Here is a 22,094-nt window from a genome sequence, read left to right as displayed (position 1 = left end):
GTTATTAGAAGATTTTGGGGAACTGGTGGTACGCGGGGCAGCCTTGGCAAGAATGCTTTTCCCAAACGATATACCCGTTATACTTCAAGTTGCATGTGCGTTGGCAGCCTTCCTGCAACTCGAATTATTTAGGGTATAGTTCATGAGTTTTATATCCATGAATACCAGTGACCATCTTGCACATTCTATCGGCAGAAATTGGCTAAACTTTAGCAATAAAAATGCCAGCAAGATGGCCTTGCTGGCATGTGTCTTTCGTACTTGAAGCTACAAGGTTGTTAGCTGCAACTCCACGTTCTTTGGATATGCAACATACGGTTTATGCGGCTTATTTGGCTTGAGCGAAACGTGCTGCTGCTTCGTCCCAGTTAACCACGTTCCAGAATGCTTTGATGTAGTCTGGGCGGCGGTTTTGGAATTTCAGATAGTAAGCGTGTTCCCACACATCCAGGCCAATAATTGGGAAGCCTGATGCGCCAGAAACCGCTTCACCCATCAGTGGGCTATCTTGGTTAGCAGTAGAAACAACCGCCAGTTTGCCGTCTTTCAGAACCAGCCAGGCCCAGCCAGAACCGAAACGGGTCGCCGCAGCTGCTTCAAATTTCTCTTTGAAGCTATCTACGCTGCCGAAATCGCGCTCGATAGCGGCTTTCAGGTCACCCGTCAGGGTAGTGTCCAGCTTCAACCCTTTCCAGAACAGGCTGTGGTTAGCGTGGCCGCCGGCGTTGTTACGCATAAAGGTGCGTTTTTCAGCAGGGACTTTGTCCAGATCTTTGATCAGCTCTTCAACGCTCAGTTTAGCCAGCTCAGGGAAGCTCTCCAACACCGTGTTTGCATTGTTAACATAGGTCTGGTGGTGTTTGGTGTGATGGATTTCCATCGTCTGCTTATCGAAATGGGGTTCCAGGGCGTCATAAGCATAAGGCAGGGATGGCAGTGAGTAACTCATATTCATCGTCTCCGTAGTGTAGGGCGGCGCAAAAAAGTAAGCGCCGCGTAAGCATTCGGATCATTATAGTTAATTAAATGATATTGAAAATGATTATCAATGCCGTACTAATTATGTGGTCTTTCTATTCGCTAATCCGTTGTGGATGGGTGTAAACCGTTGCTCTGCCGGGTTTACTGAAGCCAACCAGCGTCAGATTACAGCGTTCTGCAACGTCAACCGCTAAGGTAGTGGCCGCAGAAACAGCAAATAAAATCTCTGCACCACACATCGCAGTTTTCTGCACCATCTCATAGCTGGCACGGCTGGAAACCAGCACCGCGCCTTGCTGCCACGGTTGTTTGGCCCGTATCCCCAGCAGCTTATCCAGTGCGACATGACGGCCCACATCTTCACATCCCCCCAACAGCTCACCTTTCGGATTAATCCAGGCCGCAGCATGAGTGCAACCCGTCAACTGACCCACAGTTTGTACCTGTTTGAGCTGTGCCAGTGCATTATCGAGTTGATTCAAATTAAAGGTCTGAGTGAAAGGCAGAGGGGCGATGGGGCGAAAAATATCATCAAGTTGTTCAATACCACAGACGCCACATCCGGTACGGCCAGCCATCGCCCGACGCCGCTCTTTCAACCCGGCAAAACGGCGGCTGGATAACTCAATGTTAACTTCTATGCCATTACAGCTCGGTGTTACATCAATGGCGTAGATATCTTGCGGGGTGCTAATAATGCCTTCTGACAACGAAAAACCCAGCGCAAATGCTGCCAGATCTTTCGGGGTTGCCATCATCACCACATGGGAAATGCCGTTGTAGACCAGCGCTACCGGTACTTCCTCCGCTAGCCAATCCAATTGCGGCTCGGCCATTTGATGGCGCTGTAGCACGTTAAGTTGTTTTGCACCGCAGATTCCGGTGGAGAGGTCAATTGTTGAAGGTTTGATCTGGCTCACTATGCGGCCCTGAAAGTTATAACCCATAATCACAATGTGGTAACATTCACATTAAGAATGGTATGGGTATAATTCTATTTCCAGAAGAATGTATCCCACACCGATAAAGGTGATATCGCGTAAGCGATTTTAGCGCTTCCGGTTTCGTTGAGGGAAGTGTGAACTGAAATAATGTGACAATGAACGAAGGAGAGACCCATGCAGGTCAGCAGAAGGCAGTTCTTTAAGATCTGCGCTGGCGGTATGGCAGGAACCACGGTTGCGGCACTCGGCTTTACGCCGTCAGTGGCGCTGGCGGAAACGCGCAATTACAAATTGCTGCGCGCCCGTGAGACGCGGAATACCTGCACATATTGCTCCGTTGGTTGCGGGCTTTTGATGTATAGCCTCGGTGACGGCGCAAAAAACGCCAAAGAGAGTATTTTCCATATCGAAGGGGACCCGGACCATCCGGTAAACCGTGGCGCGCTGTGCCCGAAAGGTGCAGGGCTAGTGGACTTTATCCATAGCGAAAGCCGCCTGAAATATCCTGAATACCGTGCTCCGGGTTCAGATAAATGGCAGCAAATCACTTGGAATGATGCCTTTGACCGCATTGCCAAGCTGATGAAAGAAGACCGGGACGCTAACTTCATTAAGACCAACGGCGCTGGTGTTACCGTCAACCGTTGGCTGAGTACCGGTATGCTGTGTGCCTCGGCATCCAGTAACGAAACGGGTTATTTGACCCAGAAATTTAGTCGCGCTCTCGGCATGCTTGCCGTAGACAACCAAGCACGTGTCTGACACGGACCAACGGTAGCAAGTCTTGCTCCAACATTTGGTCGCGGTGCGATGACCAACCACTGGGTTGACATCAAGAACGCAGACTTAATTATCGTCATGGGCGGTAATGCGGCAGAAGCGCATCCGGTGGGGTTCCGCTGGGCGATGGAAGCCAAAATCCACAACAATGCCAAGTTGCTGGTGATAGACCCACGCTTTACTCGTACTGCATCGGTGGCGGACTTCTATACGCCAATCCGCTCCGGTAGCGATATCGCGTTCCTGTCCGGCGTGTTGTTGTACCTGATGACCAACAACAAAATTAACCGCGAATACGTCGAAGCTTATACCAACGCCAGCTTGCTGGTGCGGGAAGACTTTACCTTTGATGACGGTCTGTTCAGTGGTTATGACGCCGAAAACCGCAAATACGACAAAACCACCTGGAACTACCAGTTGGATGAAAACGGCTTTGCCAAACGCGATGTCACGCTGCAAGACCCACGCTGTGTGTGGAACTTGCTGAAAGAACACGTTAGCCGTTACACGCCAGATGTGGTCTCCAACATTTGTGGTACGCCAAAAGAAGATTTCTTGCAGGTTTGCGAATATCTCGCCGAAACCAGTGTGTCCAATAAAACCGCCACATTCCTGTATGCGTTGGGCTGGACACAGCACTCGGTTGGCGCGCAGAACATCCGTACCATGGCGATGATCCAGTTGTTGCTGGGCAATATGGGCATGGCGGGGGGCGGTATTAACGCCTTGCGCGGTCACTCTAATATTCAGGGTTTAACTGACCTGGGTTTACTGTCACAAAGCTTGCCGGGCTACCTGAGTCTGCCGTCAGAAAAACAGCCAGATATTGACACTTATCTGAAGGCCAACACGCCGAAAACCCTGTTGCCGGGCCAGGTTAACTACTGGAGCAATTACCCGAAATTCTTCGTCAGTTTGATGAAAAGTTTCTACGGTGATAAAGCCCAGAAAGAGAACGGCTGGGGCTACGACTGGTTGCCGAAGTGGGATAAAGGCTACGACGTATTGCAGTATTTCGAGATGATGTCGCAGGGTAAAGTGAATGGCTATATTTGCCAGGGCTTTAACCCAGTGGCATCGTTCCCGAACAAAAACAAAGTAGTAGCATCACTGTCGAAACTGAAATTCCTGGTAACTATTGACCCGCTCAATACTGAAACCGCGAATTTCTGGCAAAACCACGGTGAATTTAACGATGTCGACCCATCGAAAATTCAAACCGAGGTGTTCCGCTTGCCATCCAGTTGTTTTGCTGAAGAAAACGGTTCAATTGTTAACTCCAGCCGCTGGCTGCAATGGCACTGGAAAGGTGCTGATTCGCCGGGCGACGCATTGAACGATGGTGCCATTTTGGCGGGTATCTTTAGTCGTCTGCGTGATATGTACCGCCGGGACGGTGGTGCAGTGCCAGAACAGGTGCTTAATATGACCTGGGATTATCTGACGCCAGACAATCCAGAGCCAGAAGAAGTGGCACAGGAAAGCAATGGTAAAGCACTGGCTGATATCACTGATGCGGACGGCAAAGTGCTGGCCAAAAAAGGCGAGCAGCTCAGTACCTTTGCTCATCTGCGTGATGATGGTACTACCGCCAGTGGATGCTGGATCTTTGCCGGTAGCTGGACACCCGCCGGTAACCAGATGGCACGCCGTGATAACGCCGACCCATCCGGTCTTGGCAATACACTGGGCTGGGCGTGGGCATGGCCGCTTAACCGCCGCATTCTATACAACCGTGCCTCTGCTGACCCACAAGGTAAACCTTGGGATCCGAAACGTCAGTTGCTGGAGTGGGATGGCACCAAATGGGGTGGCGTTGATATCCCAGATTACAGTGCCGCTGCACCAGGTAGCGATGTCGGGCCGTTTATCATGCAGCCAGAGGGCATGGGCCGTCTGTTTGCCATCGACAAAATGGCAGAAGGGCCGTTCCCGGAACATTATGAGCCATTCGAAACGCCGCTGGGCACCAACCCGTTGCACCCGAATGTTATCTCCAACCCGGCCGCTCGTGTCTTTAAAGACGATTTGGCCGCAATGGGTTCTCATGAGCAGTTCCCGTATGTCGGTACCACTTATCGTCTGACCGAGCATTTCCACTACTGGACCAAGCATGTGTTGCTCAATGCCATCGCTCAGCCGGAACAGTTCGTGGAAATTGGCGAAAAACTGGCCGCGAAGAAGGGCATTAAGCATGGCGATACCGTGAAAGTCAGCTCCAACCGTGGCTATATCAAGGCCAAGGCAGTTGTGACCAAACGTATTCGTACGCTGAATGTTCATGGGCAGGAAGTGGACACTATTGGTATTCCGATCCACTGGGGATACGAAGGAGTGGCGAAAAAAGGCTTCCTGGCCAATACATTGACGCCGTTTGTCGGTGATGCCAATACGCAAACGCCAGAGTTTAAGGCGTTTCTGGTCAACGTGGAAAAGGTGTAACGGAGAGAACCTATGTCACTGCAAACTCAAGACATTATCCGGCGCTCCGGCACCAACTCCCTTACGCCGCCGCCACAGGATCGTAACCATCAGCAAGAGGTGGCCAAGCTTATCGACGTCACCACCTGTATTGGTTGTAAAGCCTGTCAGGTGGCGTGTTCGGAGTGGAATGATATTCGTGATGAAGTCGGTCATAACGTTGGGGTGTACGATAACCCCGCTGATCTGACCGCCAAGTCATGGACGGTGATGCGCTTCTCTGAAGTTGAAGACGAAGAGAGCGGCAAACTGGAGTGGCTGATCCGTAAGGATGGCTGCATGCATTGTGCTGACCCCGGCTGCCTGAAAGCATGCCCGTCGGAAGGGGCAATCATTCAGTATGCCAATGGTATCGTCGATTTCCAGTCAGAACACTGTATCGGTTGTGGTTACTGCATCGCCGGTTGCCCGTTCGATGTACCGCGCATGAACAAAGATGACAACCGGGTGTACAAATGTACCCTGTGCGTCGATCGTGTTGGTGTCGGCCAGGAACCTGCCTGTGTGAAAACCTGCCCAACCGGAGCGATTCACTTTGGCACCAAAGAGTCGATGAAAGAAGTCGCTGCTGGCCGGGTTGCTGAATTGAAAACCCGTGGCTTTGATAATGCGGGGTTATATGACCCCGCAGGCGTGGGGGGTACCCATGTGATGTATGTACTGCATCATGCGGATAAACCGCAGCTCTATCATGGCCTGCCGGAGAACCCGACCATCAGCCCGACAGTCACCTTCTGGAAGGGGATCTGGAAACCACTGGCGGCGGTTGGCTTCGCGGTAACCTTTGCGGCCAGTATCTTCCACTATGTTGGTGTCGGCCCGAACCGGGTTGAAGAAGATGAGGGCGAAGACGATAAGCCGGATTCAACGCCTGCTGACACGTCATTGCCGCCACCGGAGCAGACCACCGCTGAGCACTCAGACGACGGGGAGATGCCCAAATGAAAAAAGAAAAACGGCTCCAGCGCTACAGCGCGCCGGAGCGCATCAACCACTGGATAGTGGCTTTCTGCTTTATACTGGCCGCTATCAGTGGCTTGGGGTTCTTCTTCCCGTCATTTAACTGGCTGATGAATATTTTTGGTACACCGCAGTTGGCGCGCATCCTTCACCCCTTTGCCGGGGTGATTATGTTCGCCGCCTTCCTGATGATGTTTTTCCGTTACTGGAAACATAATCTGATCAATAAGGAAGACCTGGAATGGGCTAAAAATATCCATAAAATCGCCATGAATGAGGAAGTCGGCGATACGGGGCGCTATAATTTCGGTCAGAAGTGCGTATTCTGGGCTGCTATTATCAGTCTGGTGTTGTTGTTGGCCAGTGGTGTTGTTATCTGGCGGCCTTACTTTGCGCCTTCCTTCCCGATCCCGCTGATTCGCCTGGCACTGCTGGTGCATTCGCTGGCGGCGGTTGGGTTAATTATCGTGATTATGGTGCACGTCTATGCCGCCCTGTGGGTGAAGGGCACCATTACCGCGATGGTAGAAGGCTGGGTACCGGCGGCGTGGGCGAAAAAGCATCATCCACGCTGGTACCGTGAGGTTAACGCCAAAAGTCAGCGTCAGAAAAAACAGGAAGAGAAACCCTGATGAGTATTCGCATTGTCCCTAAAGATCAACTAGGAAAACAAAGCGAAAAAGGCACAACGGCGGGGAATATCCCGCCGTTACTTTTCGCGAATTTAAAAAGCCTGTATACCCGGCGTACTGAACGTTTACAGCAACTTGCGCTGGATAACCCGTTGTCCGATTATCTGGATTTCGCGGCTAAAATTACCCAAGCGCAGCAAAAAGCGCTGCATGACTATCCGCTGGTGTTGGATATGCAAGCGGTGTTGGAGCAATCTGCTGTCAGCGGTAAACCGCCTTTGGATCTGAGTGTCTTTCCTCGAACTGAACATTGGCGCAAGCTCCTGTCAGCACTGATTGCTGAACTGCGCCCTGATGCTCCTGATCACATTGTGGCAGTATTGGATAATCTGGATAAGGCGTCGGTACATGAGCTGGAATTGTATGCCGATGCACTGTTAAACCGCGAATTTGCACAGATCGGTAGTGAAAAAGCGCCATTTATCTGGGCTGCCCTATCATTATATTGGGCGCAAATGGCCAGCCAAATCCCCGGTAAGGCACGAGCTGAATACGGTGAGCATCGTCAGTTCTGCCCGGTTTGTGGCAGTATTCCGGTCTCTAGCGTGGTGCATATCGGTACGCAAAACGGTTTACGTTATCTGCACTGCAACTTGTGTGAAAGCGAGTGGCATGTGGTCCGAATCAAATGCAGTAACTGTGAGCAGACCCGTGATTTGAACTACTGGTCACTGGACAGCGAACTGGCGGCAGTAAAAGCGGAAAGTTGCGGTGATTGCGGCACTTACCTGAAAATTCTGTATCAGGAAAAAGACCCGCAAGTAGAGGCGGTTGCTGATGATCTGGCCTCGCTTATCCTTGATGCTAAGATGGAAGGTGAAGGATTCGCCCGCAGCAGTATCAATCCCTTTGTGTTTCCAGGGGAATAGGCTCCCTGGTAACCAATGGTAGTTACGGTGGTGACTAACCCGCCGGGCGTTGAATTGTTGGATACCAAGCAACAGTAAACGTTAGTTAACAGCGTGGTGAACCCTATCGCGCTACACTAATTACTCAGACAGAGCGCCGTGCCGTTATTATGGCGCTCTTTCCACCCTATTACCTGAGTGAGTATGAGCGTAGAACTCCATCTGTTATACAGTCAGCTTCCCGCAATTGATCGCTTGTTACGCGAGCCAGACGTTGCCCCTTTGGTGGCTGAATACGGCCCTGTTTTATTGACTGATACTTTGCGTCAAATGCAGGTTGAGGCTCGTGAATATATCAGCCAATTTCATTCGCTGGCTGATTGGTGCAGTGACTGGCCAATGGCATTGAAGCAGCGTCTACATAACCGCCAATCCGCGTTAAAACCCGTCTTCAACCTTTCCGGTACCGTATTGCATACCAATCTGGGTCGTGCCCCATTGGCTGAATCAGCCATTGCTGCGGTGAATGATGCGATGCGTGGTGCGGTAACGCTGGAATACTCTTTGAGCGGCGCAGGGCGTGGTCACCGTGACCGGGCTATCGCTGACTTACTGTGCGAGCTGACTGGCGCGGAAGATGCCTGCATTGTGAATAACAATGCCGCTGCGGTGTTTCTCATGCTGACGGTAATGGCGGCTGAGAAACAGGTAGTAGTTTCTCGCGGTGAACTGGTGGAGATTGGCGGTGCTTTCCGCATCCCGGATGTGATGCGGCAGGCGGGGTGTGAATTGGTCGAAGTGGGCACTACCAACCGCACGCACCTTAAAGATTACCGCCAAGCCATAAATGAACACACTGGCCTGTTGATGAAAGTGCATACCAGCAATTACAGTATTGAAGGTTTCACCGCCTCGGTTGCCGAAGCGCAACTCGCAATATTAGGCAATGAATTCTCCATCCCGACTGCCACGGATCTGGGCAGCGGTTCATTGGTGGATATGACCCGTTATGGTTTGCCAGCAGAACCAATGCCACAACAATTGATTGCAGCAGGTATCGATTTAGTCACCTTTTCGGGCGATAAATTGCTGGGTGGCCCACAAGCTGGGATTATTCTCGGTAAAAAACGGTGGATTGAGCAATTACAGCAGCACCCACTTAAGCGGGTGCTACGCGCTGATAAAATGACGCTGGCGGCACTGGATGCCACCTTGCGCCTCTATCAGCAGCCAGACCGGCTGACGGAGCTGTTGCCAACCATGCGGTTACTCACCCGCCCAACACAGGTTATCGCCGAGAGTGCACAACGGGTATTGGTTGCCCTAACCCCTCGTTATGGCACCGATTTCACGCTGGCGGCGGAACCTTGCTGGTCACAGATCGGTAGCGGTTCGCTACCGGTAGACCGCCTGGCCAGTTGGGCGGTAACGTTCGCACCAAAAGAGGGGGGCGGAAGTGCTCTGGAAGCCCTAACGGCGCGTTGGCGTGGTTTGGCTAAGCCGGTCATTGGCCGCGTGGCTGATGGGCGTTTGTGGCTCGATTTGCGTTGCCTGGAGGATGAGGCGGCGTTGCTCAGGGAATTGGCTCGATGATTATTGCAACAGCAGGCCATGTCGATCATGGCAAAACGACACTCTTACAGGCGATTACTGGGGTGAATGCCGATCGCCTGCCGGAAGAAAAACAGCGCGGTATGACCATTGATCTGGGTTATGCCTATTGGCCCCAGCCCGATGGCAGCGTTATGGGTTTTATCGATGTCCCCGGCCATGAGAAGTTTTTAGCCAATATGTTGGCGGGCGTGGGCGGCATTGATCATGCTTTGCTGGTGGTTGCCTGTGATGATGGTGTCATGGCTCAAACCCGCGAGCATCTGGCGATTTTACGCCTCAGCGGTCGCCCAACTTTGACAGTGGCACTGACTAAAGCTGATCGGGTTGATGATGAGCGTATCGAGCAAGTTCGCCAGCAGGTTCTGGCTGAGCTGGTGGCGCAGGGCTGGCAAGCAGAGCAAGTCACCTTATTTGTGACGGCAGCGGCGACCGAGCGTGGCATCAACGAATTACGTGAACATCTGGCGCAATATCACCAACAAAATGCACAGCACAGCCGGTTATCGCGGCGTTTTCGCTTAGCTATCGATCGCGCATTCAGTGTGAAAGGGGCTGGCTTGGTGGTAACGGGCACGGCGTTGGCAGGTCAGGTGGCGGTAGGCGATACCTTATGGCTTACTGGCGGTGATTGCCCGGTGCGGGTGCGTGCTATCCATGCCCAAAATCAAAATACATCACAGGCGCAAGCTGGTCAGCGTATCGCCCTGAATATCAGTGGCGATATCAGCAAACAGCAGATCAACCGGGGTGACTGGCTATTAACGCGACAGCCGCTGCAGGCCACGGATCGAGTACTTGTTATTGTGGATGCCGATACGCCGATCCAACATTGGCAATCTTTACATTTGCATCATGCCGCCAGTCATATTACCGGGCGTTTTTCGCTACTGACGAATCCACAACCCGCCGACGAGAACCCCCAGCCGATACTTGCTGAACTGCTGTTGGATAACCCGCTATCGCTGGCTGAAAACGATCGTCTTATTCTGCGTGATATTGCGGCGAAGAAGACCTTGGGCGGTGCTCGGGTGATTCATCTGACGGCCCCCAAACGCGGCAAACGGCAACCTGCGTATTTATCTTGGTTAACCGCGCTGGCTCAGGCAGCCTCCGACCGTGAAGTGCTAGATTTACATTTGGCCCAAGGGCCGGTTTCTTTGTCTGACTTCAGTTGGGCGCGCCAGCTAACTGAACGTGATATGGCGGACTTACTGGCGCAGACCGACAGTGTTGTCGCCGGTGATATTGCACTGTCGCGCCCTCATGCTCAGCAGGCGCAACAAACCTTATTACATGTCTTGTGCCTGTATCACCAACAGCATGGTGATCAGTTGGGATTAGGGCGGGCGCGCTTGCGGCGCATGGCTTTACCAACGCTGGATGAGGGGCTGGTATTCCGTTTGATTGATGATTTGCTGGCTGAAGGGGTGTTAAAGAATACCCGTGGCTGGCTACATCTGTCAGCTCATGGCCTGGCATTTACTGACGAGGAGCAAGTTCAGTGGCAGCAGGTCGTATCCTATTTTGCCGATGATCCTTGGTGGGTACGCGATTTGGCAGCACAGATGCAGATTGAGGAAAGTGAGATGCGCGCATTATTGCGTAAAGCCGCACAATTGGGCTATATCACGGCAATTGTTCCTGATCGCTACTATCGCAGCCAGCGTATTGAACAGTTCGCTGATTTGGTACGTGAGCTGGATGCCAGCCAGGGCAGCGCCTGTGCCTCAGATTTCCGCGATAGACTGGGTGTTGGCCGCAAGCTCGCGATTCAAATTCTTGAATTCTTTGACCGTAGCGGGTTTACCCGCCGCCGGGGCAATGACCATTTGCTGCGTGACAGCGGACTGTTTCTCAATACATCTCCTAATGTGTAATTTTTACGATATCCAACGCATGAGATGTATTAATTATTGGGTGCTGCTTTTGGCGCTAACCTAATTCGCAAGGATAGTTATATGGCGTGACAGCTTTTCAGCTTTAAAGTTACGCTAACAAAAATATTTAGCGGGAGAAAAGCGCTGCTTCTCTCCCGCTTTAAAACTACTCCGCAGTAACCGCCTCCGGCTGACGGCGAATAAATATCATCACCAAGCCCAGCCACAGCAAGCCACTGATCAGATTGAACAGGTTAAAGATACCGCTGTTGCCCCACAAGTAAGCTACCTTGGCAAACTCGATGCCGAAGGTGAAGACCATCATACTGATCATCCCCATGGCGGCAGATACCGTACCTTTACTGATATCACTGGAGAACAGTGTCAACCGCACCAAACCGGCGTTAGCCAAGCCAATACCAAAGGCATACAGGCTCAGCCCTGCGGTCATCCACAGATAAGCATGGGATGAATAGAGCGTTGAGCCTGCGGCAATCAGTAAGCCCATAATCATCGGGCCGGCACCGTAGCGGATAAGGCGTGGAATACTGGTTTTGCCGCTCAATCTCGCCAGCACCAAGTTACCAATAATCAGTGCGCCGAAAATCGGCACCTGCAAAACACCATACTCAACAGTGGATAACTGCTCACCGCTGATCAAAATGACGGGTGATTGCGCAATCCACGCCAGCAATGGCAGGCTGGCAAAGCCCAACGCCAGGGAACCACACATGAAACGGCGGTTGGCAAGCACCAACTTATAGTCATGCCACATCGCTGCCACAGATAGTTTCTCCCCTTTCAGAGCGGCGGTTTCCGGCATGGCGCGCCATAAGCCCACAAATGAAATGGCACCCAGCACCGCAAACAGCACAAACATTGCCTGCCACGGGGCGACATGAATCAAGGCGGCACCGGCCAACGGGCCGAGTAGTGGGGCAATCAAGGCGACATTGGCCATTAACGCGGTAATTTTAATACAGACCGCTTCTTCAAATGATTCCTGAATAGTGGCGTAGCCGACGGCACCAATAAAGCATAAGCCGATCCCTTGCAGGAAGCGCATGGCAATAAATTGTTCGATGCTATTGACCAGCAAGATGGCAAGGCATGTCACCACAAAGAATGCGACACCGAACAACATCACCGGACGGCGCCCACGGCGGTCTGATAGTGGCCCAAGCAACCATTGCAAGAACATCCCGCCAGCCAGATAGGCAGTCATAGATGTCGGAACCCACTCAATACTGGCGTTAAAATCAGCCACTACCGCGAGCATACCTGGCTGGATCATATCGTTAGCGATATAAGCGGCAAATTCGAACAATACTAAACAAAGAGGGAATAAAAGCGCCCGCCGACCTAAACGTGTCGCGGGTGAAAATGAAGTTTGCATAGATTAAGCTATTAATAATAAACGTAAAAAAGGATACGGCTCAGACAGGATGTGTATTCAGAGCGCGTCAGGTCGGTTATTTTGCCGTCAATATAACGTTATAGCAACAATTACCCTTCGTCCTTGACGCTACAGCATTGTTAGCTGCGCTCATTCACCCGAATCACTTACCTTGTGTAAGCTCATACCTTATCCTTGATGCTGTTTCATTTACTTTGGGTATAAATCGAATTTACGTTATTGTTTGCAACCTGATTATTGATACCGTAAATAGATCAGCGCTTTTAGTATGCTGACAGGTGATAGAGAGTATGCATGACCAATAAGATTGGCTGGATTGATAATTTGCGGGCGGTGGCCTGCATTATGGTGGTCATGATCCATGCCACGACCTATTACGTCACCAGTGGTGCTCAGGTGGGTGAGGCTAACTGGGATATTGCCAATCTGCTTAATTCGGCTTCTCGTGCATGTGTGCCCTTGTTCTTTATGATCTCCGGTTATCTGTTTTTTGGTGAAAAAAGCGCACAGCAAAAGCACTTTACTCGAATCGGGTTATGCTTGCTGTTCTACAGTGTGATTGCCCTGATTTATATTTCGATCCTGACGCCGATCAACGGTTGGGCCTCATTACAGAATATCCTGCAAAAACCGGTGTTTTACCATTTGTGGTTTTTCTACGCCATTATCGTGGTTTATCTGGTTTCACCGCTGATTAATGTCAAACCGGTATCAGGCCGCTATCTGGCGGTAGTGATTTTGCTGCTGGCAGTGTTTGCCAATCCCCAAGCTAGCAAGTATTCGATTGGCGGTTTCCATTTATTGCCAATCAACCTCTATATCTATGGTGATACGTTCTATTACTTGCTGTATGCGCTATTAGGGCGCGCAATCGGCATGTTGGAAACAAAAGGCAGAGCGACCAGTTGGGGGGCGGCATTGCTGTTTATCGCCAGCGTAATATTTATTGCTATCTCAACTGAAAAGCAGACGCGGATTAATGGCAGTTTTGCGGATACTTTCTATATGTATTGTGGCCCGTTGGTCTTCGTTGCGTCGGTATCACTGCTGGTGTGGTTTAAAAACTGCATGAACCAGCAAATTGGCTGGTTAAGCTGGCTCGCCGGGCATTCATTGGCGATTTACGGTTTCCACGCGCTTATTATTCACTTTATCCGCACCCATCATTACGACTTTACTGATTATCCGATACTGGATATTTTCTATGTTTTCGCACTGGCTCTGGCCTTAAGCACTTTGCTATCGATAGGGTTACAGCGTATTGACCGGCGGCGTCTGGTTAGTTAACTGACCTTTGCCCACGCTGTTGTGCGCGCCGAAGCTGACGGCCGGAGGAGAACCCGGCAGCCAGCGCGGCTTTCTCCAGATTAAACCCTTCTTGCAGGCGAACTTCAGCTACTGCGACCCGTAATTGTTCGTGAAATTCACGCACACTGATCCCGACATGTTCGCGGAATAACCGCGTTAAATGCCGGCTACTGACATGTGCTTTCTGCGCGACCTGAAGTAGTGACCATTCGGCTTCAGGTTCAGCCGATATCACATCCTGCGCGCGGTGTACCGCAGGATGCAGGTGATTACGGTAACGTAACCAGGGTGAAAGTTGCGGGTCATCGCCTGATCGCCGAAAGTAAACCACCATCTCCCGCGCGACATCTAATGCAGTTTGTGGGCTGCAATAGCGGCTAATCAGATGTAAAGAGAGGTCAATACCCGCCGTAATTCCGGCGCTGGTATACACGCCACGGTCTTCAACAAAGATACGGTTTTCTTTTGTTTGTGCGGCAGGTGCCTGCTGGCGTAATCGCTCGAGTACATTATGATGAGTGGTACATTGATAGCCGTCCAGTAGCCCCGCTTGCGCTGCCAGTAATGCACCGGAACAGACACAAACCAAGATCGTTTTTTGCTGTGTAATGGCTATTTTTTGCTGTTGTAACCAGTGACGGGCCACTGCTGTCGTTTCAGTTGCAAAGTAGTGGCGTGAATCACTCACCCCCGGCACGACCAGCAAACTGCCTTCCGGTAAGCTATCCGGCAGAGGGTGTAGCTGGCCTAACACCATTTCAGTGGAGGCTGTTACTTGCGGTAATGGGCTGATATAGAACAAATTAAACGACCCTGCCAGTCGTAAAGTTTCAGCAGGGCCAGTTAAATCCAGCGACAGCACGCCGGGAAGCAATAGGAAATAGACATTTCGTTGCATGGTTAATCCACAGTTACCGTCAGATAACGGTTCAGGTAAGCCGGAATATCCGGGGTATGCTGTAGCAAAGTAGCAACAAAAGTATCGCGTTCAAAGGCCATGACCTGCAAATCCCACACACAGAATGATTCATCCCGCGCCGCGCGCCACACTCCCTGCTCTTGCACCCAGACTTTCACGCGCAGTTCGTTTTCATTATCCCACCATCCGACAATCAGGTAATTCAGTGTTTTCCCCTGATGCTCAATTACAAAACCAATACCTGGGCGGTTCACTGTTTCTGCTTCATCAGGTAACCACTGCCCAACTAACTGATAAGCGGGGGCGTAATCTGGCGTGTCACCTTGAGCCTGCGAGTAACGGATAACATAGCGCTTCAACTGCCACTGCTTAAGATATTTAACGCCGGCAGAGGTGATATCTCGTGGCAAATAAGGCTGTGGTTGCCAGTTTACTGTTTTTTCTGCAAGCACGGCTGACGGCAGTGTATCAAGGGTATCGAGTGTTTCCGCGACAGTACGGATAGTGGCAAACCGATCGACTAACACGGTTTCAGTACGCAGCTTCAATTCTTCGCTGCTCAATACCACGCCATTAGGTTGTGTCATTGGGAACGTTAGCGTGGCCTCAGTCACGAAGGTCACCTGATAACCTAAATCCGATGCCACACGGGCGGTGGTTTCGCAGCATTGCTCAGTGCGCATACCGGCAATAATCAGATGATCTATCTGCCTTTCCTTTAGCCATTGATCCAACCCTGAATCAGTTAGCGCGTTATGTACCCGCTTTTGCACGGTAACATCCGCCTGATGGGAAACCAGCGACATCGGTTTAACATAGCCAGAAGCCAGTGAAAACGGCCCTTCTGGGGCGACATGGAAAACATCTACCAGTGCCACTCCTCGCAGCTTACAGCCGTTAATTAACTGATTCAACGCCGCAGAGAAGGCGGGCAAATCGTGCTGCTGCCAAAAATCTTTATGTTCGAAAGATTGTTGAACATCAATAATCAATAATGCGCTGTTAGTCATTTCCGGCCCTCCATCGTATGAGTGTGACTCCATAATGGGCGGGTTTTGGATAGAGAGGAATGCCAAATCCGGCCATCATAGGGAGTAAAAGGGACCAGTTTCTATTGGTTTATACCTGTTATCCTTCAACTTACAGGTGTGTTAGCTGTGCTCATTACTCGCCACCTACTTGTATATTGAAATCTTGGTGTATGTATTGTTCTGTATCCAACCTCTTTTGTATCAACAAAAATTGACTTAAAAATTCATTCACTGCCTAGAATATACAATTTGAAACAATGAAAAGAACAGTTCCATTGATACTGTATGAATATATTCCTGCATTTTTGTAGGAACTTTCCATTTAGCATGTCGATACCTCTGATTTGTCGAATAAGCACGGATAAGATTTATTGCTGATATTGTTAATATATTTGAAGCATAACCTTGATTAGCTAGTGAAATTTGGCGTAAACAGCTACAATTAAGTCATTTATATAGCATAAAAAGCTAAATATATTATGGATAACGATCGATTTGGCTGATAAATGCGTATTTACTAGATAAAAAGATCGCGTATAGTCCTATTCATGTCCAGTCGGGGCGAGAACGGCTAAGTAATATAAATACATGGAGGTTTATAAAGTATCGACTACTATTTAATATAAATTACACTTTGATGGTTAAAATTTAAATTTTGAAACTTAATTCTGGGATTTTTATTCTGGAATGCATTTTTACAATTTAATTTCAGCATTATTTTGTGATTTCATTTTTTATTAAATTACTATCTCCATGGTTTTGTTTATTTTATCGTGGTATAGCCATCGGTAATGACGTGAGCCGCTGATGGTATTCCATTAGCGTATTTTTTAAATATGGTGTCTAAATAAAGGTTTTTTAATATGTCTAACTTTAAGAAAAGTGCATTTATTATTGCGTTAGCATCTTCCGCTTTCATTTTCCAGGCATTTGCTGCTGATGAAGGTAATGGCCGTATTCATTTCACCGGTACTGTTATTAATGCACCGTGCTCTATCGCGCCAAACTCTACTGATATCAGCGTAGATCTGGGTCAGGTAGCGAATAAAGTATTGGAAACCGGCAATAAATATTCTCAGAACGTTCAATACAGCATTGATCTGCAAGATTGTGATCTGACTGAACAAACCGCAGGTTCAGTAACTTATCCAGCAATGTCTAAAGTTAGCGTAACTTTCGGCGGCGTTTCTGATGCAACCTCTCCTGCATTGCTGGCAAACACCGGTAGCGCAGGTGGTGCAGGTATTCGTCTGATCGACACTAACGGCGCATTGCTGAAAGTGGGTGATACCGGTGCCGATGTCAACTTGGTCACTGGCCCGAATCAGATAGTATTCGCAGCTCGCGTTGAAGCAACCGGCGCACCTGTAACAACCGGTACTATTGTGTCTCAGGCTACTTACGCGCTGAACTATAAATAAAATTACCCTTCGTACTTGGCGTTGCAGCAGCGTTAGCGGCACTCATTCATCCGAATCACTGACTGGAGTCAGCTCATCGGAATTCATTTGTTTGCTGCCTTGCTGAAACACCAATTACTTTGGGTAATACCCTTGTACTTGACGTAACAGTGGCGTTAGCTGCACTCATTCATCCGAATCACTGACTGGAGTCAGCTCATCGGAATTCATTTGTTTGCTGCCTTGCTGAAACACCAATTACTTTGGGTAATACCCTTTGTACTTGACGTAACAGTGGCGTTAGCGGCGCGTACTTGTTCGGGTTACCGGATATATAGCTTCAATTTAAGGGGAGGAGACTCCCCTTTATTAATACTTTGCCATAAGACAGTGATTTATTTATGCAATATAAATCTAGAAGAAAAGAAATGATCTTTCGAATGGTGCAAATATTAACGTTGGCCGGTATATTTTTATTCTTGCCTGGACGAGTGGTGGCTGTAGAGTTCAATACCAATATTATTGATGCAAAAGATCGCAGTAACATTGACCTATCTCGCTTTGAAGTTGATGATTATACCCCTGCAGGTAATTATCTACTTGATGTGCTGATTAATGGCCGACTGTTGCCTGAACGCTACCTAATAGCCTATTTATCTGTTGATGATGGGACGTCAACTAAATTATGTCTGTCGCCAGAATTAGTTGACCTGTTGGGCTTATCTCCAACTGTTCGCGAGTCGCTAACATTATGGAATGATGGCAAGTGCGTTTCTATTGATCAAAAAGAAGAAATTACGGCAAATTACGATAAAGAAAAACAATACTTAATTATTTCTATTCCACAAGCATGGCTGGCATATAGCGACCCTAACTGGGTGCCGCCTTCTCAATGGGATGATGGTGTTCCCGGCGTTATATTAGATTACAACCTGTTTGGTAATCGTTATGCGCCGAAAAGTGGTAGCAGTAGCACTAATTTTAGCAGCTATGGAACTGCGGGTGCCAATATGGGGCCATGGCGGATTCGTGCTGATTATCAATATACCAATAATGAAACAGAAGGCTCGCACTACAGTAATTTTGACTGGTCGCAAGTGTATGCTTTTCGGGCTATCCCGGCGATAGGGGCTAAATTTGTTGGTGGCCAAACCTATCTCAGTTCCAGTATTTTCGATTCATTTCGTTTTCTGGGGGCATCACTTTCCAGTGATGAACGGATGTTACCACCGACAATGCGTGGCTATGCACCGCAGGTGATCGGGATTGCTCGCACTAACGCCAGAGTTATTCTGAGCCAGAATGGTCGTACCCTTTACCAAACCAACGTCGCTCCGGGGCCGTTTGTTATTCAGGATATCAGTGAAGCGGTACAGGGGAATATTGATGTCCGTGTAGAAGAGGAGGATGGTCGTGTCACTACTTTTCAAGTCAGCGCCGCGACCGTACCATTCTTAACTCGGAAAGGTGCTATCCGTTATAAAACGGCTTTGGGCCGCCCGATGCAGGGTAATAATAACGCGGTAAGTGATCCCACGTTCTTTAATGGCGAATTCTCGTGGGGGGCATTTAATGATATTTCCTTGTATGGCGGGGTGATAGCAACTTCACAGGATTACACCGCGATAGCCATGGGTGCTGGGCAAAATTTGCATGACTTCGGTGCGTTGTCTGTCGATGTTACGCATTCTCGCTCTCAGTTACCGCATGACGGCAAGCAGAGTGGCGAAAGTTATCGGGTCAACTATTCCAAGCGCTTTGACCAGACTAATAGCCAGATTACCTTTGCCGGATATCGTTTTTCCGAAAAGCACTTTATGAGCATGAGCCAGTATTTGGATCGGCTAAATGGCAATAATTATCTACAAAATGATAAGCAAACATACACCGTGACTGCGAATCAATACTTGGCCTGGCCGGATATTACAATGTACTTATCGGCCACCCATAAAACTTACTGGAATGATGTATCCAGTAATAATTACGGTGTTTCTGTCAGCAAAATTTTTGATATTGGCTCTTTTAAAGGCATTTCGACGACAATCTCTGCCAATAAAGTAAAATACCAGTATGAAAGCGAAAATCAGGTGTTCTTCTCATTCAGCGTCCCGATTGGTGTTGGGCAGCAGGTCAGTTATGACGCGCAACATGATAAGAACAACGGTTACTCGCAGAATATCTCCTATTTCAACAGCCAGGATCCGAGTAATATCTGGCGCGTTAGTGCTGGGGGGGCCAGCCCTGAAATACAGCAAGGAAATGGCGTGTTCCGTGGTGGCTATCAACATAGCTCCCCTTATGGTGAGTTTGGTGTTGATGCCAGCCATAAAAATAATGAATATAACTCATTGAATACCAACTGGTATGGCTCGATAACGGCGACAGCGAAGGGTGTTTCAGCTCACCAGAATAAATCCGGTAACGAGCCAAGAATAATGATTGATACCGGTGATGTTTCAGGCGTGTCACTGAACAATAATTCGGCTATTACCAACCGGTTTGGTGTAGCGGTAGTCAATGGTGTCACCAGTTATCAGCAGTCTGACGTGCGGGTCGATGTACAAAGCCTGCCGGAAGATATTGAAGTCTATAGTACAGTTATCCAAAAAACTCTGACTGAAGGGGCAATTGGTTACCGTGAAATTAGGGCAGTAAAAGGCCAGCAAATTATGGCCATAATCCGCCTCAATGATGGTAGTTTCCCGCCACTTGGGTCATCGGTTATTGCCGATAAAACCGGGGCTGAGGTGGGTATTTTAGGTGAAAGTGGGTTGACCTATTTAGCAGGTTTAGACGATGCCGGGAAACTGACGGTTCAGTGGGGTAAAAAACAGTGCAAAATAATATTGCCGGAAAATAACGGCATGAATTCAGGGAAGATTCTCCTTCCTTGTCAGTAGACTAGACCACAATGTGGGCAAGTATTAATTAACACTAAACTGTTACTTACTTAAAACAGTTATTCACAGCATAACGATACAAATTAGAGCGGAACAGAGCATGAAAGACCTTAATAATATGATGCCGATTAGGAAAACCCAGCAGATAAATAAAACCCTGGTAGGGATAGCATTATTGTTTACCTCAATAGTCAGCGAGGCGGCGATTAACCTTGATCGCACACGGATTATCTTCAACGGTAACGACAAGTCTGCCAGTATTATTTTGCAAAACCAGAGTAAAACATCACCTTATTTGGCGCAATCATGGTTAGAAAATGCCGCCGGTCAGAAAATAGATAGCCCATTGGTTGCTTTGCCACCGATGCAACGGATTGATGCGGGCCAAAAAAGCCAAGTGCGTATTATGAAATTGCCTGATGCTGATAAGTTAGCCACTGATCGTGAGACGTTATTCTATTTCAACGTGCGGGAAGTGCCACCGAAAAGTGAAATGACTAACGTGGTGCAAATTGCGATTCAAAATAGAGTGAAGCTATTTTACCGCCCTACGGCGATAAAAGCAGATTACAACGAGATCTGGCAGGAGAAATTACAGCTTAGCAAGCAAGGTGAAAGCCTGAAAATTCATAACCCGACACCGTATTACATCACTTTAGGGTATTTAAGCCAGGATAATCGCGGTAATTTCCCCGGTTTCGATAGCTTAATGATCGCGCCTTTTGGCACTGAGATTGCGAAGACGCCAGGTTATAGCGGTAACCGCTATAGTGTTGGTTATATGGATGATTTTGGTGGCATGGTCATACGTATTTTTAACTGCTCGGCTGTTGATTGCCAAATTCAACCAGCGGAAAAGAAAAAGTAATGCGTACAACCTGTTCCGGTACCGGTAAAGGAATGACAATGACTCATGCTATGTTAAATAAAATGGGCCGGATAGGTGGCTCGGTAGTTATTTTATTAGTGGCGTTACTGTTATCGCAGACGGCTTATGCCCTTGATTGTGTTGAAAAGGGGACTGGGGTTGTGATTAAGCCCGCGATACCTATCGGGCAATTAGCGATACCATCGAATGTTGCAGCAGGGACGAAAGTCTGGGAATCGAACGATATTACTGTTACAGCCTATTGCGATAACGTATTAGGCTCGACGGTTGACCAAGTGTGGTTCTATTTTAACCCGCTACATCAATCGTTGGGACAGGGTTTGCAATTAGGTGTCAGCTATAATGGGCAGGATTTAGAAACTAACGCAGCCCGTTTAAATACTAACTCCCCTGCGATAGTTAGAGGGCAAAACGTTACCGTTACGGTGACTTTCCGACTCTATATTAAAGTGACCGGTAACCCACCTTCGAGCGGTTATTATGTCGGCGCAGATAACTTCACGGTATTCCAACTTGATGGTTCAACCGGTCTGAACTTGACTGCTGGGGCAAAGAACTTGCGTTACGCCCTATCAGGGTTAACGGGTGTGCGGTTTATCGCCTGCGGTGCAGACTTGGTGGTATATCCAGAATCACAGATTGTGAATTTTGGCGTATTTAATAAAGCGTTGCTACAAAATAGCGGCAACAATATCAGCCAACCGTTTTCCATTACCGCAGTCAAACAAGGTTGCTTGTCCAATTTTTCTATTCAGGCGCAGTTCTCAACCACTAATCCGTTAGTGGGTGATAATGCCATCGATATGCAGAATGGCACAAAATTGACGATTTACAATGATGCCAGCCAGGCGATTGTATATAACCGTTATATAGAATTTGCGCAGTTGAACAATGTGACTCAGGTGACAAAAAACTATACGGCCAGCCTGAATGCTATCGCCGGGCAATCAATACGGTTGGGCCAATTTGATGCCACTGCCATCGTAAAAATCAACTATTACTAATACGTTACTTCGGGGTTGAGGGATATTATCCCCAGCCTCGAAGTGTTAT

Annotated in this window: 16 protein-coding genes; 11 read left to right on the top strand and 5 right to left on the bottom strand. The window is 48.9% G+C overall.

Translation table 11 applies throughout. The annotated features are described in order from the left end of the window. Positions 1-328: 328 nt before the first annotated feature. Positions 329-949, bottom strand: coding sequence for a superoxide dismutase [Mn] (gene sodA / locus A6J67_RS02855; protein WP_032906754.1), 621 nt, complete (start codon positions 947-949; stop codon positions 329-331). 124 nt (positions 950-1,073) lie between these two features. Continuing rightward, positions 1,074-1,928, bottom strand: coding sequence for a formate dehydrogenase accessory sulfurtransferase FdhD (fdhD, locus tag A6J67_RS02850; RefSeq protein WP_005186854.1), 855 nt, complete (start codon positions 1,926-1,928; stop codon positions 1,074-1,076). A 171-nt stretch (positions 1,929-2,099) separates the two neighbouring features. On the opposite strand from fdhD, the gene fdnG reads away from it, so the two are divergent. The 6 genes from fdnG to selB all read left to right on the top strand — a co-directional run bounded on the left by fdnG (position 2,100) and on the right by selB (position 11,177). After that, on the top strand, positions 2,100-5,147 hold the full coding sequence (fdnG, locus tag A6J67_RS02845) for a formate dehydrogenase-N subunit alpha (RefSeq protein ID WP_105165811.1): 3,048 nt from the start codon (positions 2,100-2,102) through the stop codon (positions 5,145-5,147). Between the two features lie 12 nt (positions 5,148-5,159). Next, on the top strand, positions 5,160-6,131 hold the full coding sequence (gene fdxH / locus A6J67_RS02840; protein WP_005186857.1) for a formate dehydrogenase subunit beta: 972 nt from the start codon (positions 5,160-5,162) through the stop codon (positions 6,129-6,131). After that, on the top strand, positions 6,128-6,778 hold the full coding sequence (gene fdoI / locus A6J67_RS02835; RefSeq protein WP_050297648.1) for a formate dehydrogenase cytochrome b556 subunit: 651 nt from the start codon (positions 6,128-6,130) through the stop codon (positions 6,776-6,778). The genes fdxH and fdoI overlap by 4 nt, the downstream gene beginning before the upstream one ends. Then, complete coding sequence (fdhE, locus tag A6J67_RS02830) at positions 6,778-7,707, top strand: formate dehydrogenase accessory protein FdhE (protein ID WP_005186858.1); 930 nt, start codon at positions 6,778-6,780, stop codon at positions 7,705-7,707. Before fdoI ends, fdhE begins: the two co-directional genes overlap by 1 nt. Positions 7,708-7,890: 183 nt before the next feature. Beyond that, positions 7,891-9,279 (top strand): L-seryl-tRNA(Sec) selenium transferase, encoded by a 1,389-nt coding sequence (selA, locus tag A6J67_RS02825; protein ID WP_005186861.1) that lies wholly within the window; start codon positions 7,891-7,893, stop codon positions 9,277-9,279. Further along, complete coding sequence (selB, locus tag A6J67_RS02820) at positions 9,276-11,177, top strand: selenocysteine-specific translation elongation factor (RefSeq protein WP_050297649.1); 1,902 nt, start codon at positions 9,276-9,278, stop codon at positions 11,175-11,177. Before selA ends, selB begins: the two co-directional genes overlap by 4 nt. A gap of 166 nt (positions 11,178-11,343) precedes the next feature. Here the strand turns inward: selB and A6J67_RS02815 are convergent, their stop codons facing one another. Beyond that, positions 11,344-12,573: an MFS transporter gene (locus tag A6J67_RS02815; protein ID WP_005186866.1), complete on the bottom strand. Its 1,230-nt coding sequence runs from the start codon at positions 12,571-12,573 to the stop codon at positions 11,344-11,346. Between the two features lie 315 nt (positions 12,574-12,888). On the opposite strand from A6J67_RS02815, the gene A6J67_RS02810 reads away from it, so the two are divergent. After that, positions 12,889-13,881 (top strand): acyltransferase, encoded by a 993-nt coding sequence (locus A6J67_RS02810; RefSeq protein WP_042568819.1) that lies wholly within the window; start codon positions 12,889-12,891, stop codon positions 13,879-13,881. Here the strand turns inward: A6J67_RS02810 and A6J67_RS02805 are convergent. Both A6J67_RS02805 and A6J67_RS02800 read right to left on the bottom strand, forming a co-directional pair. Continuing rightward, the gene (locus tag A6J67_RS02805; protein WP_080608047.1) at positions 13,874-14,800 is read right to left on the bottom strand and encodes a GlxA family transcriptional regulator; all 927 of its coding nucleotides are present in this window, start codon (positions 14,798-14,800) and stop codon (positions 13,874-13,876) included. The genes A6J67_RS02810 and A6J67_RS02805 overlap by 8 nt on opposite strands. Before the next feature lie 2 nt (positions 14,801-14,802). Then, entirely contained in the window at positions 14,803-15,831 is a 1,029-nt protein-coding gene (locus tag A6J67_RS02800) for an isochorismatase family protein (protein WP_042568817.1), read from the bottom strand. A gap of 884 nt (positions 15,832-16,715) precedes the next feature. Between A6J67_RS02800 and A6J67_RS02795 the strand changes: the two genes are divergently transcribed. The 4 genes from A6J67_RS02795 (at position 16,716) to A6J67_RS02775 (ending at position 22,045) form a co-directional block, all read left to right on the top strand. After that, positions 16,716-17,273, top strand: a complete 558-nt coding sequence (locus A6J67_RS02795) for a fimbrial protein (RefSeq protein ID WP_050297651.1) — start codon at positions 16,716-16,718, stop codon at positions 17,271-17,273. Positions 17,274-17,692: 419 nt separating this feature from the next. Continuing rightward, entirely contained in the window at positions 17,693-20,152 is a 2,460-nt protein-coding gene (locus A6J67_RS02785) for a fimbria/pilus outer membrane usher protein (RefSeq protein WP_226967877.1), read from the top strand. A gap of 100 nt (positions 20,153-20,252) precedes the next feature. Beyond that, positions 20,253-21,020, top strand: coding sequence for a molecular chaperone (locus A6J67_RS02780; RefSeq protein WP_050086882.1), 768 nt, complete (start codon positions 20,253-20,255; stop codon positions 21,018-21,020). A gap of 38 nt (positions 21,021-21,058) precedes the next feature. Continuing rightward, positions 21,059-22,045 carry a fimbrial protein gene (locus A6J67_RS02775; RefSeq protein ID WP_080608459.1) on the top strand — a complete coding sequence of 329 codons (987 nt, stop codon included), beginning with the start codon at positions 21,059-21,061 and terminating at the stop codon, positions 22,043-22,045. The last annotated feature ends 49 nt before the right edge of the window (positions 22,046-22,094 follow it).

Origin of the sequence: Yersinia sp. FDAARGOS_228 (assembly GCF_002073315.2) — a bacterium.
GTDB classification, from domain to species: Bacteria; Pseudomonadota; Gammaproteobacteria; order Enterobacterales; family Enterobacteriaceae; genus Yersinia; species Yersinia intermedia.
The sequence above is the reverse complement of the archived record's forward strand: the minus strand, read 5'-3'. Positions and strand labels throughout refer to the sequence as shown.